This window comes from Brachyspira hampsonii 30446, from assembly GCF_000316195.1.
Lineage (GTDB): Bacteria > Spirochaetota > Brachyspiria > Brachyspirales > Brachyspiraceae > Brachyspira > Brachyspira hampsonii_C.
Map to the genome: position 1 here is coordinate 1,016,925 of NZ_JH994110.1, position 16,416 is coordinate 1,033,340.

16 protein-coding genes are annotated in these 16,416 nt (G+C 26.4%); 10 read left to right on the forward strand and 6 right to left on the reverse strand.

The genetic code is table 11. The annotated features are described in order from the left end of the window. Positions 1-44: 44 nt before the first annotated feature. From A966_RS04510 to A966_RS04520, 3 genes are all read left to right on the forward strand, one after another. Complete coding sequence (locus A966_RS04510) at positions 45-848, forward strand: Cof-type HAD-IIB family hydrolase (RefSeq protein WP_008723001.1); 804 nt, start codon at positions 45-47, stop codon at positions 846-848. Positions 849-871: 23 nt separating this feature from the next. Next, positions 872-2,098 carry a M20 metallopeptidase family protein gene (locus A966_RS04515; protein ID WP_008723004.1) on the forward strand — a complete coding sequence of 409 codons (1,227 nt, stop codon included), beginning with the start codon at positions 872-874 and terminating at the stop codon, positions 2,096-2,098. A gap of 256 nt (positions 2,099-2,354) precedes the next feature. Next, positions 2,355-4,097, forward strand: a complete 1,743-nt coding sequence (locus A966_RS04520; RefSeq protein WP_008723006.1) for an LTA synthase family protein — start codon at positions 2,355-2,357, stop codon at positions 4,095-4,097. Between the two features lie 55 nt (positions 4,098-4,152). Here the strand turns inward: A966_RS04520 and A966_RS04525 are convergent, their stop codons facing one another. Further along, a complete protein-coding gene (locus A966_RS04525; protein ID WP_008723009.1) occupies positions 4,153-4,590 on the reverse strand; it encodes a PepSY-like domain-containing protein in 438 nt (145 codons plus the stop codon). A 200-nt stretch (positions 4,591-4,790) separates the two neighbouring features. Next, the gene (locus tag A966_RS04530; protein WP_008723011.1) at positions 4,791-5,228 is read right to left on the reverse strand and encodes a PepSY-like domain-containing protein; all 438 of its coding nucleotides are present in this window, start codon (positions 5,226-5,228) and stop codon (positions 4,791-4,793) included. Positions 5,229-5,768: 540 nt separating this feature from the next. On the opposite strand from A966_RS04530, the gene A966_RS04535 reads away from it, so the two are divergent. Beyond that, positions 5,769-6,005 carry a hypothetical protein gene (locus A966_RS04535; RefSeq protein ID WP_008723013.1) on the forward strand — a complete coding sequence of 79 codons (237 nt, stop codon included), beginning with the start codon at positions 5,769-5,771 and terminating at the stop codon, positions 6,003-6,005. Positions 6,006-6,046: 41 nt separating this feature from the next. On the opposite strand, the gene A966_RS04540 is transcribed toward A966_RS04535, so the two are convergent. From A966_RS04540 to dhaK, 4 genes are all read right to left on the reverse strand, one after another. After that, the gene (locus A966_RS04540) at positions 6,047-6,520 is read right to left on the reverse strand and encodes an ankyrin repeat domain-containing protein (RefSeq protein WP_008723015.1); all 474 of its coding nucleotides are present in this window, start codon (positions 6,518-6,520) and stop codon (positions 6,047-6,049) included. 80 nt (positions 6,521-6,600) lie between these two features. Beyond that, positions 6,601-8,049, reverse strand: a complete 1,449-nt coding sequence (dhaM, locus tag A966_RS04545; RefSeq protein ID WP_008723017.1) for a dihydroxyacetone kinase phosphoryl donor subunit DhaM — start codon at positions 8,047-8,049, stop codon at positions 6,601-6,603. A 24-nt stretch (positions 8,050-8,073) separates the two neighbouring features. After that, positions 8,074-8,688, reverse strand: coding sequence for a dihydroxyacetone kinase subunit DhaL (gene dhaL / locus A966_RS04550; protein WP_008723020.1), 615 nt, complete (start codon positions 8,686-8,688; stop codon positions 8,074-8,076). 214 nt (positions 8,689-8,902) lie between these two features. Continuing rightward, positions 8,903-9,898 (reverse strand): dihydroxyacetone kinase subunit DhaK, encoded by a 996-nt coding sequence (gene dhaK, locus A966_RS04555; protein ID WP_008723022.1) that lies wholly within the window; start codon positions 9,896-9,898, stop codon positions 8,903-8,905. Positions 9,899-10,166: 268 nt separating this feature from the next. Between dhaK and A966_RS04560 the strand changes: the two genes are divergently transcribed. From A966_RS04560 to A966_RS04590, 6 genes are all read left to right on the forward strand, one after another. Continuing rightward, the gene (locus A966_RS04560) at positions 10,167-10,904 is read left to right on the forward strand and encodes a HEAT repeat domain-containing protein (RefSeq protein ID WP_008723024.1); all 738 of its coding nucleotides are present in this window, start codon (positions 10,167-10,169) and stop codon (positions 10,902-10,904) included. A gap of 224 nt (positions 10,905-11,128) precedes the next feature. Beyond that, positions 11,129-12,127: an ABC transporter ATP-binding protein gene (locus A966_RS04565; protein WP_008723026.1), complete on the forward strand. Its 999-nt coding sequence runs from the start codon at positions 11,129-11,131 to the stop codon at positions 12,125-12,127. 25 nt (positions 12,128-12,152) lie between these two features. Then, positions 12,153-12,860, forward strand: coding sequence for an ABC transporter permease (locus A966_RS04570; protein ID WP_008723028.1), 708 nt, complete (start codon positions 12,153-12,155; stop codon positions 12,858-12,860). Between the two features lie 25 nt (positions 12,861-12,885). Continuing rightward, positions 12,886-13,461, forward strand: coding sequence for an ankyrin repeat domain-containing protein (locus A966_RS04575; protein WP_008723029.1), 576 nt, complete (start codon positions 12,886-12,888; stop codon positions 13,459-13,461). A 494-nt stretch (positions 13,462-13,955) separates the two neighbouring features. Next, entirely contained in the window at positions 13,956-14,732 is a 777-nt protein-coding gene (locus A966_RS04585; protein ID WP_008723031.1) for an ankyrin repeat domain-containing protein, read from the forward strand. Positions 14,733-14,820: 88 nt separating this feature from the next. After that, positions 14,821-16,413 carry a tetratricopeptide repeat protein gene (locus A966_RS04590; RefSeq protein WP_039955535.1) on the forward strand — a complete coding sequence of 531 codons (1,593 nt, stop codon included), beginning with the start codon at positions 14,821-14,823 and terminating at the stop codon, positions 16,411-16,413. Positions 16,414-16,416: the final 3 nt, after the last annotated feature.

The window sequence follows — 16,416 nt, forward strand, 5'->3', positions numbered from 1 at the left end:
TTAACTATACCTGTTATATTTTTTAAATGTATAAGGATATATTAATGAATATTTCAAAAGAAAAAATAAAATTAATAGCTTCTGATTTAGACGGTACTTTACTTAACAGTAATAAAGAAATTTCAGAATATAATCAAAAAATCATTAAAAAACTCATTAATGAATATAATATTGATTTTATATTATCGAGCGGAAGAGGATTTGACGGAGTAAAAAAGTATAATGATATTTTGGATAATAGTAATTATTCTATTGTTATGAATGGCTCTAATATTATAGATTTTAATGGGAATGTTTTATACAGAAAAAGACTAGATGAAAATATATCAAAAGGCATTATTAAATTAGCAGAAAATTATGATGTATGTTTGCATTTTTTTGATGATTTAAAATATATAGTGTCAAAAGAAGACTTCCCTATAAAATCATATATACAAATTGAAAAAACAAGAGAAATTACTGTTGGTATAGAGAACATAGAAGATTACAGATTTGATAAGATAATTATTTTTGGAAATAGAGGAATTTTAAATAAATTAAAAATTGATATAGATTCTAATTTTGATGTTAATTCTTGTTTTTCTGGAGAAACATTATTAGAAGTAATATGCAAAGATGTGAGCAAAGGTAATGCTTTGAAATGGATATGTAATAAAAAGGGTATAGATATAAAAAATACAATTGCTTTTGGTGATAATTTTAATGATATAGAGATGATAGAATATGCTGGTATGGGTGTTGCTATGGGAAATGCTGAAGAAAATGTAAAACAAAAAGCTGATTATATTACTCTTTCTAATGATGAAGATGGTGTCGGAAAGTTTTTAAGTGATATTTTTTCAATATAATAAATTTACAAGATAGTTATTTTATGGAAGAATTAGATTTAATAAAAAATAAAATAAAAAGCATAAAAAAAGAATTAATAAGCATAAGAAGAGATATACATTCCAATCCTGAATTATCAAATGAAGAGTTTAGAACTATGGAATTAATATCAGAATATTTAACTTTTCATAATATAAAACATACATCAAAAGTGGCAGGTACAGGCATTATAGCTGATATTGATGGTATTGATAAAAAATTTACAGTTGCTTTTAGGGCTGATATTGATGCTCTTCCAATAGAGGATTTAAAATATTGCGATTATGTCTCCAAGAATAAAGGGGTTTGTCATGCATGCGGACATGATGTGCATACTGCTATTAATATGGGTATAGCAAATATATTTTCAAACAGTGCTGACAATAAAGAAAAAATTATTCCTCCTTGCAATGTTCGTTTAATATTTCAGCCTGCAGAAGAAACTACAGGCGGTGCTTTTCGTATGATAAAAGATAATGCACTAGAAAATGTTAATGTTATTTATGGTCTTCATGTTTCATCTAATGCTGATATTGGATATATACAGATAAACGATAATATAGTTAATGCCAGCTGTTTGGATTTTATAATAAAAGTTTATGGAAGAAGCAGTCATGGTGCTAACCCTTCGGGAGGAGTTGATGCTATAGTTATTGCATCAAAAATAATAAATGATTTACAAACAGTAATAAGCAGAAATATTGCAGCAGAGGATAGTGCAGTTATTACAGTTGGTACTATTAATGGAGGTACTGCTACAAATATAATATGCGATTATGTTGAAATGACAGGTACTATAAGAGCTTTAAAAGAAAGCATTATGGAGAAAGTAAAATTAAGAATAAAAAAGATGATAAAGTTTGTAGCAAATTCATTTGATGGAGATGCGGAGTTTATAGAAACTGTTTATTTTGCAAGTCTTGTAAATTGGAAGGATGCTTCAAATATTGTAAGGGAGAATGCTTCTAGTTTGTTGGGTGAAAATAAAGTATTAGAATTAAGTCCTTCTTTAGGTTCTGAAGATTTTTCTTTTTTTGTTCAGAATAAACCTGGAGCATTTTTTTATTTAGGTGCTAGGAATGAAAAGAAGGGGATAGTATATAAAGCACATAATGGATTATTTGATGTAGATGAAAACTGTATAGAAATAGGATTAATGCTTCAAATAATGAATCTATATAAAAGCTATTTAGAAAAAGATTTATTTTATATTGGAAAAGAAAGAAATTAATATATTAGACTTGTTTAAAAACTAATTTTTATAATTGCGGCTACTAGCCATACTAAGTACACATTCGTTATAGACTAATTACACCTAGATAAATATGCCTACGGTAGTTGAAATATTGCATATTTATACATAATCTTGTAAAGTACCTTTGAAATAATTCTATTTTTTGTATAAATAAAAAATAATAAATAATTGTATAAAAAAATATATATTATATAATATATATTTAAATATTTTAATTTTTATGGACTCATATATGAAAAATAAACAATTTAAAGATAATAGTTTTTATTTGATTTCTTTATTATTAATATTATTACTGTATTATTCTATAACTCAAATTTTATTTCCAATGTTTTCAGTGATGAAAATGAATTTTAGCATTACTGATATATTGTATATTTATTTGTTTTCTATAATATCATATATACTTTCTGATAAGAATAATTATATATCTTATTTCTTTATAATAGTTGCTGTATTTTCTTTTTTTGCTATAGAACCGCTTGGAATTACTATAGAAGCTAAACCTTTATTTTTTACTGATATGCCGGATTTATATCCTTCTCTTATAGAGGTTCTTCCATTATACATGAAAATTATAACAGTATCTGCTACTATTTTGTATTTTGGACTTTTACTTGCTTATGCCTTATATTTTATATATAGATTGATTAAAATGTACAAAATAAATATTAAAAAAGCTGTTATAATGACTTTAATAGTGGCAGCTGTAACTTATATATCATTTTTTAGAAATATCAAAATGGATTCTATATATGTTGATTATATTAATATAGCTAATGAATACGGTATTATAAATACTATAAGTTATAGAATTTCTTATGATAAATTTATGAAAGTAAATGCAAATATGGAAAATGTGCAAGAGGCAGTTAACATATTAAAAGATGCACAGAATAAAAGAGATATATCCCATTTAATACTATCTTATGACTCGGATAAAAAGAGAGATGTATTTTTAATATTTTTAGAATCTTTTTATGATTATGAACATTTTCTTCCTTTGATGGATAAAGATCCTTTTCCTGAGGAATACAGAGAATGGGCAAGTAATTCAACTAAAGTAGGACCTAATGACGGATATGGAAGTTTATTCGCTAGAATTTCAGGGCTTACAGGAACTTCTCCTATATTTCCTAAAAAACAAAAGACACCTATATACACAGCTTTGCCTTATTTGATGAAAGAAAATGGATATTATACTATAGCTTTAGAGGAATCAGATGTAACATATTATCTTGATACATTATTTCCTAATATAGGTTTAGATGAAGTTGTGTTTAATTTGGGACTTACAAATATAAAGAATTATATAAATACTAATGATTTTGATAAGCCTGTGTTTCTAACGGGATTCACATTTATGGGACATGCCGGAAGCCATGTTGAAAATGATTTAGATGTATATGAAAATAATAAGAGATTTATGGATAAGATAGATAAAAGAGATATACCTGTTTTAGTTGAAACAATGGAGAATTCTGCATTAACTGCCAAAGATATAATAGATACAAAAAATACTATATTAGAAAAGTATCCAGACGCTCTTATAATATTTAAACATGATCACTTATATCCGTATTTAAAAACTATAATACATAATTCAACTATAGATGATTCAATCAAAGAGGATTTCTTTTACTCTTATGACATTTCTCCTATATTAATATGGAATGGTACTAATGGATATTATAAATTTGAAGAGAATGGATTTCCTCCTGAAAATATACCTATGTTTGTTGCAGTAAATACAGGAGCTGATTATACCAATTCTATAATATCATTATTATATAAAGATAAAACTGACGGAATTATAAGATTTTATAATTCATTTTATACAAATGATAATGGAAAAATAGTCAGAATAGAAATAGATAAAAATAGTTTGTCATATAAGCAGAATAATGCTCAGAGAATATTATCTCAAGATTTATTTAGAGGACAAAAGTATTTTTATAAATGTATAAATAATTAATTTTTTATAAAGATAAGGACTGACAATTAATTGCCAGCCCTTATTGTTTAGATTATTAGTCTAATTTATCTCCTACAATTTTGCCATTGTTATCAACATAAACTTCTCTGTTGTTTCCTAATTTTAATTTAAAGCTTAAATATTCTTTGCTTATTTCTAATACAGGAACTTGAGGATATTTAGCTTCTATTGCTTTAATTATATTAGCAGGTACAAATTTTGTAGTTATAGGCTGATTATTTCCAGCTACATCAGTCCAATCTCCATTTTTATCAAAATCAATTTCTACACCGCTTGCTAATTCTACTTTATATGATTGTCTGTCCTGTTCAGCATAAACTATTTGATCATTTGCAAAATTAGCTTTCACAAAATCCTGTGCTTTTTTAGGAAGCTGATTTGCCTGTATGGCTATGTCAGCAGAAAAAGCACTAACAGCAAACAGCATCATTACAGATGAGACTAAGATGATTTGTTTTAAATGTTTTATCATAAGATAACTCCTTTTGTTTTTTGTTATACTTATATGATAATACATAAACCTCTAAATGTCAAGTTATTTTACAATATTTTTTAAAAATTTTTACTTAAATTATAAAAAAGTAAATAAAAAGTAAAAAAATGTAAATATATTTTAAATAAAAAAATACGGCATTAATAAAATATGCCGGCTCTTTTATTAATTTTTAATTATTAATCTAATTTATCTCCTGTTATCTGTCCATTATTAGATACATAAACTTCTCTATTATTTGATAGTTTTAATTTATAACTATTATATTCTTTACTTATATCTAGAACTTCAATCTGATGGTATTTTGTTTTTACGGCATTTAATATTGCAGCAGGTATAAATTGAGTAGGTATAGGTCTATTATTTCCAGATACATCAGTCCAATTTCCAGATTTGTCAAAGTCAATTTCTGTTCCGCTTTCTAATTCAACTTTATATGATTGTCTGTCCTGTTCAGCATAAACTATTTGATCATTTGGGAAATTAGTTTTTACAAAGGTTTGAGCATTTTGAGGTAATTGATTAGCTTGTATAAGCATATCCTCTGCTGTTAAAATTAGGTTTGAAAGCATCATTAAAGATACTATAGAGATGAAAAGTTTTAATTTTTTCTTCATACGCTTCTCCTATTTAGCAGTAATTAAAACTTGTACATTTTTTTTATGTAAAATATTGTTTATAAATAATAGACTTGTTTCAAAACTACTTGACAAGATTATATATGAAAATTTCGTAATTTTATAATTTATAAAATAATGTTTGACATGTTTTATAAATTATTATTTTAGTATATAAATATGCAGTCTTTTTGCTTCTCGCCGAAGGCGTACTTCGTATGTGCCACACCGAAGGCGGACAGGCGTCACAAAAGAAGTGGGGGTTGGCACGACTGTGTGCTTCGCAGCAAAGCCCCAACTATAATCAAAAAAAATATTAAATTAAAAAACTATAAATATTAAAAATTTGAGTTTTGAAACAAGTTTAATATCATTTTTTTACAATTTTTTTAAATATTATATTTCAGTAATATTCTATGACTTTTCATATAAATTTTGTACATAAAAAAACTCTTTATTAAAAATAATTTACAAAAAAATATTGACTTTTTATAAAAAAATCTTAAATTATTCTAATATGAACTAAAAATAGGAGGGAGTATGGCTCATAACATTATAGATGGATATAGAAAAATAGAAGGTAATTATCCAACTTATAGAGAATATCTAATACATTTCTATTGTAAAGATTGTTCTAATTTTTGGGCAGTAGATGATAAAGAAATTAATATATCAGAAGATGATGATATTTCTCAAATTGATGATATCATTGAAGATTCAGTGTCTCATTGTCCAATATGCGGATCCACAAATATAACAAGAAGTAATAATAATTAACAAATAAAAAGAAAGAAGTAATTAAAAAGGGAAAATGTATTTTATATATTTTCCCTTTTATTTTCTATAAAATCAACAATTTCTTTGCATCCCATATCTTTAGCTATATTGAGTGCATCTTTGTTGTCTTCATTTTTTACTCTTAAATCAGCCCCGTTTTCTATAAGCATCTGAGTAGCTTTTATATTATTGTTTTTTATAGCTATTATTAAAGCAGTATCACCTCTTACATCCATATCATTAATATTAGCACCATTTTTTATAAGGTATTCTATAGTGTCTAAAGCCCCGTCTTCTGCAGCATACATCAAAGGAGTTTTATTGCTGAAATCTTTTGAATTGATATTAACCCCAGAGGCTATTAATCTCTTAATTTTTGAAAGATCTCCATACAAACAAGCTATATGTATATTTTCTGAACTTTCTATTTTAATATTTTTAGTTATTTTTTTCATAATAGGCCATAATATTACTACAGCAACTATTACAACTATAATGATAGTATTGAAATTCATTGTATTTTCCAAATTTTATATAAATTCATATACGGGTAATATGTTTATAAAACAATATAAAATTATTATAGTAAAAGCTATTATTTTTTTAAATAAATAAATTTTCCCTCTTTATTTTTAGTATCTATTACTATCTCTTTTCCCTTTAACTCCATAGCAGAGTCATATATAACATAAGGTATATTCAATGATTTTAAAAGTATAGCCGCATGAGACACCGCACTTCCATTTATAGAAATCACACCTTTTATATTTTGTCCTAATTCAGTTATAATAGAAGCATATACATTATCTACTATTAATATAGTATCATCTTCGCTAGGCATATTAATTTTTATATCTAATAAATATTTTAAAACTTGATATAGTATATCTTCTATATCATATTTTCTTTCTTTTATGTATCCGTCATCTAAAGAATCAAAACTTTTAAATATATTTCTCATTACTTTATTGTATGAATAAGCAGCAGAATATTTTTTATTATCTATTAAATCGTATACTTCTTTTAAAGCATAATCATCAAAAAGCATAGATATATAAGTTTCAAAGATTAGATATTCATTATTTTGAAGATTTTTTTCTTCTATGATTGTTTTTTGCTCTATAAGATCCTTTTTTACATTTTCAATTGCTGTATTGAATTTATCTTTTTCAGCTTTGGTATCTTTTATATATTCTTTTTTTACATCTATACCAAAATACATATAAATTGCTTTTCCAACTACATATCCGTCAGATACTACAATAATATTATTATTTATAGAGTTTTGATGAAGGCTTTTCTTTTTGGTTTCAATTTTACCATTTACCAAATGTTCAAATCTCTCCAAAACCTGATCAGCATCTGGTCCTTTAGCATATATTTCCATCACATCACCATATTCTATATTTAATAAAGTTACTTTAGTGATACTATCAGCAGATACAGGCGGCTTATGTTTAGTCTTATTGGAAATATATACTTCGCTTTTAGAATTAGCTATCAAATTAATAAACATAAACACAGGTCTCGCATGAAAACCATTTTCTAATAATATCTTATATTCTCCTTTCACATAATCTTTAAATTCTATATTATCTAATACTTCATTATTATTCTCATTGTAATCAACTTTATCTTTAACATAAGATATTTTAGGTGTAAGGCTTTCAAGAGATTCATTAATAACTTCATCTATACTCTTACCTAATGAAGACTGTATAGCTGCATTTATTCCTCCTTCTATAAAAGGAGCTGAAGTCATTCTGACATTCGCTGATTTTTTTTCATCAAGCATAGATATTGCAAGTTCAGAACTTATCAAAGCACTTCCCAAATCACAAAATATGATAACTCCGTCATCTGAATATACACTCTCTATTGCATTAAAGACATCAACAGCATCTGTACCAATTTCTTGGTGATTTTCTCCTGTTCCTCCCGAAAATGATATATCAACATTATTAATATTAGTAACTTCCTTTATGTATTCTGCCGCAATTTTAGCAAGTTTATAACTATGTGAAACAAATATTAAACTAACCACATTAATTCCTTTTAATATAATTTTTTATAAAATATTTATTAATTCTTTTATCATCATAAATGAAGAAGTGGCTCCCGGATCCTGATGACCTGCACTTCTTTCTCCTAAATAGCTAGCTCTTCCTTTAGTAGCAATCATATCTATAGTAGATTTCATTCCATTTTCAGCTGATATTAATACTTTGCTTTTAAAATCCTCTATATTTTCATTATTTTCTTTCATAGCATTAAAGGCTGGAAATAGAGTATCAAGCATAGTTTTTTCACCTTCTTTAGATTTTCCTAATGCTGATATGGCATTTATTCCTTTATTAAATATTTCTGTTATATCTTTCAATGTTAATTCCTCTTTATTAGCAGAAACTATACTAGCATTAAGAAAGAAAGTACCGTATAAAGGTCCTGAAGCTCCGCCTACATTTTTTATAAGAAGTGTTGCTGTTTGTTTGAATATAGCAGATATTTGAGAATTCTCATCTTTATTTAAAGCGTCTCTAACAAAACCAAAACCCCTGCTCATATTTATTCCATGATCAGCATCTCCTATATCAGCATCCAATTTTGTAAGATAATCTTTATTTTCATCATATATAAGAGAGAGATTAATAAGCCATTCTTTTATTTTTGTATTATTACACATAAATATATCCTTTATAAAATAAAAATTGTTTGCTAAAATGTTATGCCAAATAAACTTTATAGAAGCACACAATTTTTATATTTATCTTTTTTGTATTTCAAAACTATATTTATTTCTGCTAATATTATTAATAATAAAACTATTAATTTTTTAATTCGGCAAACAATCATTCTATAATAATTAACTGCCTGTATTTTTAGCAATAATAAATTAATTATATACCCCATCTTAAAGCAGCTGTATGTACAGGATAATCCCAAAGTTTTAATATATCATCATTAGTTTTCATTAAACTAATAGAAGCACCTGCCATGTCTATAGAAGTAACATAATTACCTATTAAGTTTCTTACTATTTTTATTCCTTTTTTTTCAGCTATTTTAACAGCATCATTATACAATATGTAAAGTTCCATTAGAGGAGTAGCCCCCATACCATTAACCATACATATAACCTCATCTCCATTTTTATATGGTATATCAGAACATATAGCTTCCATCATTATTTCTGCTATTTCAGAAGATGTTTTCAGTTTTGTTCTTTCTCTTCCAGGTTCTCCATGAATTCCTATACCCATTTCTATTTCATTATCAGATATATCAAATGTAGGTTTTCCAACTGCCGGAACTGTACATGAAGTTAAAGCCATTCCCATAGATCTGCCATTTTCTTTACAATAATTTGCATATTCCAAAACTTTATTTATATCATCGCCTCTCTCAGCAGAAGCTCCGCATATCTTTTCAAAAAATACAGTAGCTCCGACTCCTCTTCTTCCTGTGGTATATAAACTGTCTTTCACAGACACATCATCATCTATGATAATACTTCTAGCATCAATACCCTCAGCTTTGCATAATTCTTCAGCCATTTGAAAATTCATAACATCTCCGGTATAATTTTTTACTAGAAATATAATTCCTTTATCATTGTTTATTGATTTAGCAGCTTCTTCCATTTGATCCGGAGTAGGCGAAGTAAATATCTCACCCGGACAAGCCGCATCAAGCATACCATATCCTACAAATCCGGCATGTAAAGGTTCATGCCCTGAACCTCCGCCTGAAATTAATGATACTTTATTATTTTTATTGGCTCTTATTACATATATAGGATCATAATTAACTTTTAAAATATTAGAATATGCTTTTTCCATGCCTTGAAGTTCTTCTAATATTATATTATTTACATCATTAATTATTTTTTTCATAATTTCCGCTCCTATATTTTTTTATTTTGTATATATTATGTTACTTAATATATTTATATTATAAAACACATACATCTTTTTGCAATAGATATATATGGAATTTATTAATAATTAATTTAAAAATTAGCAATTAATAAGAATTTAGTATATATGATAAATAGAGTATTTTTATATATGATTATTTTTTTATAAATTTTGTAAATTTGCTTGCAATTATTGAATAATAATAGTATTATTAATAGAAGTTAATATATTAAGGGGTTGTATAATGCTCAAGAAAATATTTATCGTAACATTAATGTTTGCATTTTCTTTATCATCTGTTTTTGCTCAAGATACTACTACTACTACCACCACAACTACTACTGATACAGAAACTACAGGCAATAAGCCAAGAGAACAATTAGCTCAAAATTTTGTGGATGCATTGGCTGCTCAAGATGAAAAACTTTTAATATCAGCTATAGAAGGCGGCAGTCCTCAAGTTAAAGCTATGTGTTTCAAAGCTCTAAGTGAAAAAGGTGCTAGTTCTGAAACTTTATTAGAAGCAATTAACAGATATGTAAGCTATGGTTTAAATGCACCTTCTAGTCAGAATTCTGATTCTATGGTTCGTTATCAGGCTTTACAGGCTGCTAAAGCTGCTAAGTCAGAAACTTCTGTAGAATATATATCACAAATGTTATATTCTGAACAAGAAACTTCTAATATTATAGCTGCTGCTCAGGCATTGGGTGAAATAGGAAGTCCTAAAGGTGTAGCTGCTTTGCTTTTCCAATTAAGATTAGCTAAAACTCAGGCTATAGTTTATGAAGTTGCTGTTGCTTTAGGTAAAATAGGTGATCAGGCTGCTTTAAGTGATTTGATAGATTTAGCTCAAAATGATCAATACTTCGTAGTTGTTAGACAAGCTGCTGTTGATGCTATAAAAAATATTAAACCTTCATCAGATAGCGGAAATAACAATACAACAACAACTACTACTACTGAAACTGAAGCTCAGTAATATTAGTTAATAAAAAACATTAATTTAATTTTGAATAAAAAAAGTCTGTCTAAGTAGGCAGACTTTTTTATTTATATAATTTTTAAGTATTGATGATAATTTTTTATTACTGAAAAAATATTATTTTGCGATAATATATAATTAAAATATATATATTGATAAATTATAATTTTACTGTAGAATATAACATTCTTTTGTTGTAATTAATATTTAAAGGATTTTTAATGATCAAAGTTGATAATATAGTTAAGTATTATGGAGAACATATAGCATTAAAAGGGGTATCCTACACTATAAACAAGGGCGAAATAGTAGGTTTTTTAGGTCCGAATGGAGCTGGTAAAAGTACCATGATGCGTATAATTACAGGTTATCTTCCGGCTACAAGCGGATATGTTTATTTAGATGATTATGAGGTTTACGACAATCCCATAGAAATTAAAAAGAGAATAGGGTATATGCCTGAAAATGTTTCGCTATATACTGAAATGACAGTTATAGATTATCTTAGATTTTGTGCAAAACTTAAAGGCATACCAAGAAAACATATAAAAACTGCTTTGGAAAATACTATAGAAATAACAGGACTCACAAAATATAGAAATAGAATAATAGGGCATTTATCAAAAGGTTATAAGCAGCGTACGGGAATAGCACAGGCAATAATACATGATCCTGAAGTTCTGATATTAGATGAACCTACAAGTGGTTTAGATCCTAATCAATTAATAGAGGTAAGATCTTTAATAAAAAGTTTAGGCGGAACAAGAACTGTTATACTTTCTACTCATATATTAAGCGAAGTAGAAGATACTTGTGAGAGGGCTTTAATCATAGACAGCGGAGAGCTTATTGCTGAAGACACAATAGAAGGTTTGAAAATGGCTATGGATAGAGAAATATTGGGAGGTAATATAGAACTTAAAGTAGCTGACAGATATAATGATGCTCTTTTATGTGTTAGGGAAGTTAATGGAGTTGTTCAGGCAGAAGCTAACTCTTATGGGGATATTCTTATTGAGTGCGAGAGAGGAAATGATTCTAGAGCACAAATAGTTAAGCATTTAGTTAATAACAATTTTGATGTTCTGGAGATAAGGGCTAAAGAAAGATCATTAGAAGAAGTATTCATTTACTTTACAGATAAGAAGAAAAATGAAGATTTTGATAAATCTAAATATATCAGAGATGCTGTATTGAATGCAGAAAATAATGAAGAATAAATAATTAATTAAGAGGTTAAGATAAATGAGAAATATATATGTTGTATTTTCAAGAGAAATTCAATCTTTTTATGTATCGCCATTATATTATATATTAGGATTTATATATCTTGCTTTGACAGGATACTTTTTTACCATAGAAATCTATTATAGCAGACTTGCTGTTATGGAAAACACCATGTATAATATTGGATTTTTTACAATATTATTCCTTTCTATTCTTTGTATGAAACTTATAGCTGAAGAAAGGGCTTCTGGAACTTTTGAACTTATAATGACAGCACCAATCACTTCATTACAATATGTTTTAGGAAAATATTTATCTGTATTGGTTGTATATGCTTCACTTCTGGTGATGACTTTTGTTTATCCTATACTTCTTATGATTTTTGGAAAGCCTGATATTGGAGTAATATTCAGCGGATATTTGGGATTATTCCTTTTAGGTACTGCTATACTTGGTCTTGGACTTATTGCAACAAGTATATCTAAAAGTCAGTTAGTAGCTGCTATATTAGGGGTATCTATGGGAATATTTGCATACATAATAAATTGGCTTAGTGAAATGTTTACAGGGGCTAGCAAGATATTGAATGCTATTTCTATAACAACATATTTTTCTGATTTTACTAAAGGCATGATAGATATACAGAATGTTATATTCTTTCTTATTTGGGCTGTTGCATGTATATCAATATCTACTATGTTTGTAGAATCTTATAAGTGGCAGTAATCTTATCTAAGAGGGGTTTATTAAAATGTCTGATATAGTTGAGTATGTGAAAAATAATGATATAGAAAATGTAAAAAAATGTTTGGAGTCTGATAATTCTTTAGCGGATGCAAGAGATGAAGAGTCTAGGTTCACATTGCTTATGATTTGTGCTAAGAAGGGATATTTTGATATAGCTAAACTTTTAGTAGAAGAAGGAGCTAATTTAAATGCAAGAAGTAAAACAGGTATAACTGCTTTAATGTTTGCATGTGCTGAGAAACAAGTGAAAATAGCTGAGTATTTAATAGATTCTGGTGCTGATGTTAATTTGAGAGACAGACCATTATTTTCAGCTCTTCTTTATGCATCTCTGACAAAGGAGCATGATATAATAAAAGCATTAGTTGAGGCGGGTGCTGATGTTAATGCTAAGAATTTCAAACTTGTAACACCATTAATGTTTGCTGCTGGTATTAATGATATAGAAACAATGAAGTTATTAATAGAAAATGGGGCAGATATAGAGCATAAAAATAGAGACGGTGAAAGAGCTTTAGAATTTGCTATTCGTAAAGAGCAGAAAGAAGCAGAAGAGTATTTAAAAACTGTTTCTAAATAATTTTTTTACAATATATTCATTTAAATGATTTTTAAATATACAAATACTAGAAATAATTATGCTTTCTAATATTAAAATAAAAGTAAATATTATATTTCCAAGATACACTTGATTATCTTTATCTATAAATGTATTTAAATTTGTTCCGTAAGTATTTATATTGTATAAAAGTCTAATAAAGAAATAAGCACTAATTAATATGTTAATAGATACGAATGAAATAACATGAAGTTTGTCTAATAGTTTTTCGTCTATGTGAAGTAATTTAGTTAAAAAAACATTTATCATTTTTATAAAATAGTATAATAGAATAAATAATAGTAAAATTATTAGGCTTTGGGCGATTAGCATTGGGCTAAACATTAATATTTCAAACATAGCGGTACTCATATTTTTATTGTACATCATATTTGTATTTTTTCAATTATAAAAATTTAACATAATTCTATATAATCAGTTTTATATATTTATAAATTTATTGCGGATATTATATTATGCAAAAATATTTAATTTTAATATTTATCATATTTAATGTTTTTTTATATCCAGAGTATATAATCAGTGCTGGTAAATATGATATAAATAGAGATGAAGATAAGATTTTTATATATGCTGAGGCGAATAATTATGAAGGAGTAGAAAATTTATTATATAATGGAATTGATGTCAATATACTTGACATTGATAAAGTATCTCCTTTAATGATTGCTTCTTTTAACGGATTTAATGGTATAGTTGATTTACTTATAAAAAATAATGCTGATGTAAATATAGTCAATAATTGCGGATACAGTGCTATGATGGCAGCGGCTGCCGGAGGACATTATGATATTTTTAATGTGTTATTAGATAATGGTGCAAGTATTAATCAAGTAAATAATGACGGAAACAATGTATTGATAGAGGCTTGTTTTTCTGAAAATATGGATATAATTAAAAAAATATTAGAGCTTGACATTTGTATTAATCATCAGAATAATATGGGATATACTGCATTGATACAGGCGGTTATAAATGATTATGAAGATGCTGTTAGTATTTTACTAGAGAATAACGCTGATATTGATATTATTAGTGATGATGGTAAAAGTGCATTGATGTTTGCCGTTATTAGAGAAAATACTGATATAATTGATATTTTACTTAAATATAATCCTAATATTAATATTGAAGATAATGATTCAAATACAGCTTTAGATTATGCTTATGATACAGGCAATGAAAAAATTATTAATATGATTAGAGAATATTACGAAAATAATAATATTTAAAAAATACGATCAAGTTATCATATTTATTTCTTTTTATGAAATGCAATCCGATAAATATCTTAATTAATATCGGGATTTTTGCATGGAAATGGAAGAAGAGCATAATTTTATAAAAAATGAAGAAAATTATGAACCTGAAATAGAAAAGTCTTCTTCAAATGTTGTTATGTTAACAATTTTGTTCCTTGTTTTATTAATCGCCGGAATATGCTTTTGGATATATAATTCAAATACATACACTAAATTCTATTCATATAAAAGTAATATACAGACTAATACTCAGTTAAGTAATAAAAATGATATTCTAAATAGAAATAATATAAAGAAAAATTTAGATTATTTACTAGAAATAAAATATAAAGAATATATCGCCCCTCATGTTAATAGTTTTAATTCAATTATAGATAAAAGCGGATTATTAAATGTAGATACTAGAACTATAGCTATTATATTTGCAGGCACGGTATTTACTATTATTGCATCTATGTTTTTATTTAGAGGGAGTAATTCTGAAGCATTAGAAAGTGCTGATTCAGATGTTAGTTTTTTTAATAAAGATAACAATGATAATAATGAAGGTAAAAAAGATGAAAGTATTAATAAATTGGATACATCAGGAGTTGTTAATTCAATAGGTTTAGATAATGAGCAAAAAATTATTGATACAAATAATGATGGGGATAAATTAGTTTTGAAAAATGATTATTATAAATACAATAAGAAGGGAGATAATTTATTTTGGAATGTTATAAAGAAAAATAAGAATGATGAAAATTTAGATATAAATGAATTATCTCTTATGGCTTTAAGAGAGGTTGAAAATGGAAATGATGATAATGCCATAAATATATATACAAAAATATTGAGTTTTGATGATAACAATACGGCGGTATTAAAAAGCAGGGCATTGCTCTTTAATAAAAAATATGAAGAAACTTCTGAAGATAAATATTTTGATGCTGCTTTAAAAGATTATAATAAAATAATAGATATTAATAGTTTTAATGAATACAGCAGTACAGACACTTTGAAAGACAGAGCAGTTCTTTATACTAAAAAATATCATTATACATCTAATGAGAATTACTTTAATTTAGCTTTAAATGATTATAACAGGATAGTTAGTGATAATAATGATAAAGATGATTTAAGCACATTGCTTATATATTCAGATCTTTATAATGAAAAATATAAAAATACTCATGATAAAAAATATTTTCAAATGTCTTTAGATAATTATAATAAGGCTCTTGCTATAGATAATAGTAATACTTCTATATATATAAACAGAGGCTGGCTCTATTTAACAGATTATAAAATTTGTAAAGATATAGAAAGTTTAGATAATGCTGAAAAAGATATAAAGCATGGACTTACTTTAGAAAAGGATAATTTTTATCTTTTGAATAATGGCGGTATAACATCCCTTTATAAATACAAATTAGAAAAACAGGTAAAAGATTTAAAAGAGTCTGAATATAGCTTTTTAAAATCTATTAAGAATAATAAATCAAATTCTGTTCTGGCTGAAAGTTATTATTATTTGTCATTAGTTTATGATGAATACGCCAAACTTACTACCATTACAGCTGAAAAGATGAAGGAATACACTGAAAAAAGTAAGTATTATTTTGAAGAATCAAGGAAATTAGGATATTCTCCTGAGCCGATATCTAAATAAGTT

Excerpts from the sequence above, each read along its gene's own strand:
- A966_RS04510 (WP_008723001.1), top strand. The coding sequence starts at position 45 with ATGAATATTTCAAAAGAAAAAATAAAATTAATAGCTTCTGATTTAGAC.
- A966_RS04515 (WP_008723004.1), top strand. The coding sequence starts at position 872 with ATGGAAGAATTAGATTTAATAAAAAATAAAATAAAAAGCATAAAAAAA.
- A966_RS04520 (WP_008723006.1), top strand. The coding sequence starts at position 2,355 with ATGAAAAATAAACAATTTAAAGATAATAGTTTTTATTTGATTTCTTTA.
- A966_RS04525 (WP_008723009.1), bottom strand. The coding sequence starts at position 4,590 with ATGATAAAACATTTAAAACAAATCATCTTAGTCTCATCTGTAATGATG.
- A966_RS04530 (WP_008723011.1), bottom strand. The coding sequence starts at position 5,228 with ATGAAGAAAAAATTAAAACTTTTCATCTCTATAGTATCTTTAATGATG.
- A966_RS04535 (WP_008723013.1), top strand. The coding sequence starts at position 5,769 with ATGGCTCATAACATTATAGATGGATATAGAAAAATAGAAGGTAATTAT.
- A966_RS04540 (WP_008723015.1), bottom strand. The coding sequence starts at position 6,520 with ATGAATTTCAATACTATCATTATAGTTGTAATAGTTGCTGTAGTAATA.
- dhaL (WP_008723020.1), bottom strand. The coding sequence starts at position 8,688 with ATGTGTAATAATACAAAAATAAAAGAATGGCTTATTAATCTCTCTCTT.
- dhaK (WP_008723022.1), bottom strand. The coding sequence starts at position 9,898 with ATGAAAAAAATAATTAATGATGTAAATAATATAATATTAGAAGAACTT.
- A966_RS04560 (WP_008723024.1), top strand. The coding sequence starts at position 10,167 with ATGCTCAAGAAAATATTTATCGTAACATTAATGTTTGCATTTTCTTTA.
- A966_RS04565 (WP_008723026.1), top strand. The coding sequence starts at position 11,129 with ATGATCAAAGTTGATAATATAGTTAAGTATTATGGAGAACATATAGCA.
- A966_RS04570 (WP_008723028.1), top strand. The coding sequence starts at position 12,153 with ATGAGAAATATATATGTTGTATTTTCAAGAGAAATTCAATCTTTTTAT.
- A966_RS04575 (WP_008723029.1), top strand. The coding sequence starts at position 12,886 with ATGTCTGATATAGTTGAGTATGTGAAAAATAATGATATAGAAAATGTA.
- A966_RS04585 (WP_008723031.1), top strand. The coding sequence starts at position 13,956 with ATGCAAAAATATTTAATTTTAATATTTATCATATTTAATGTTTTTTTA.
- A966_RS04590 (WP_039955535.1), top strand. The coding sequence starts at position 14,821 with ATGGAAGAAGAGCATAATTTTATAAAAAATGAAGAAAATTATGAACCT.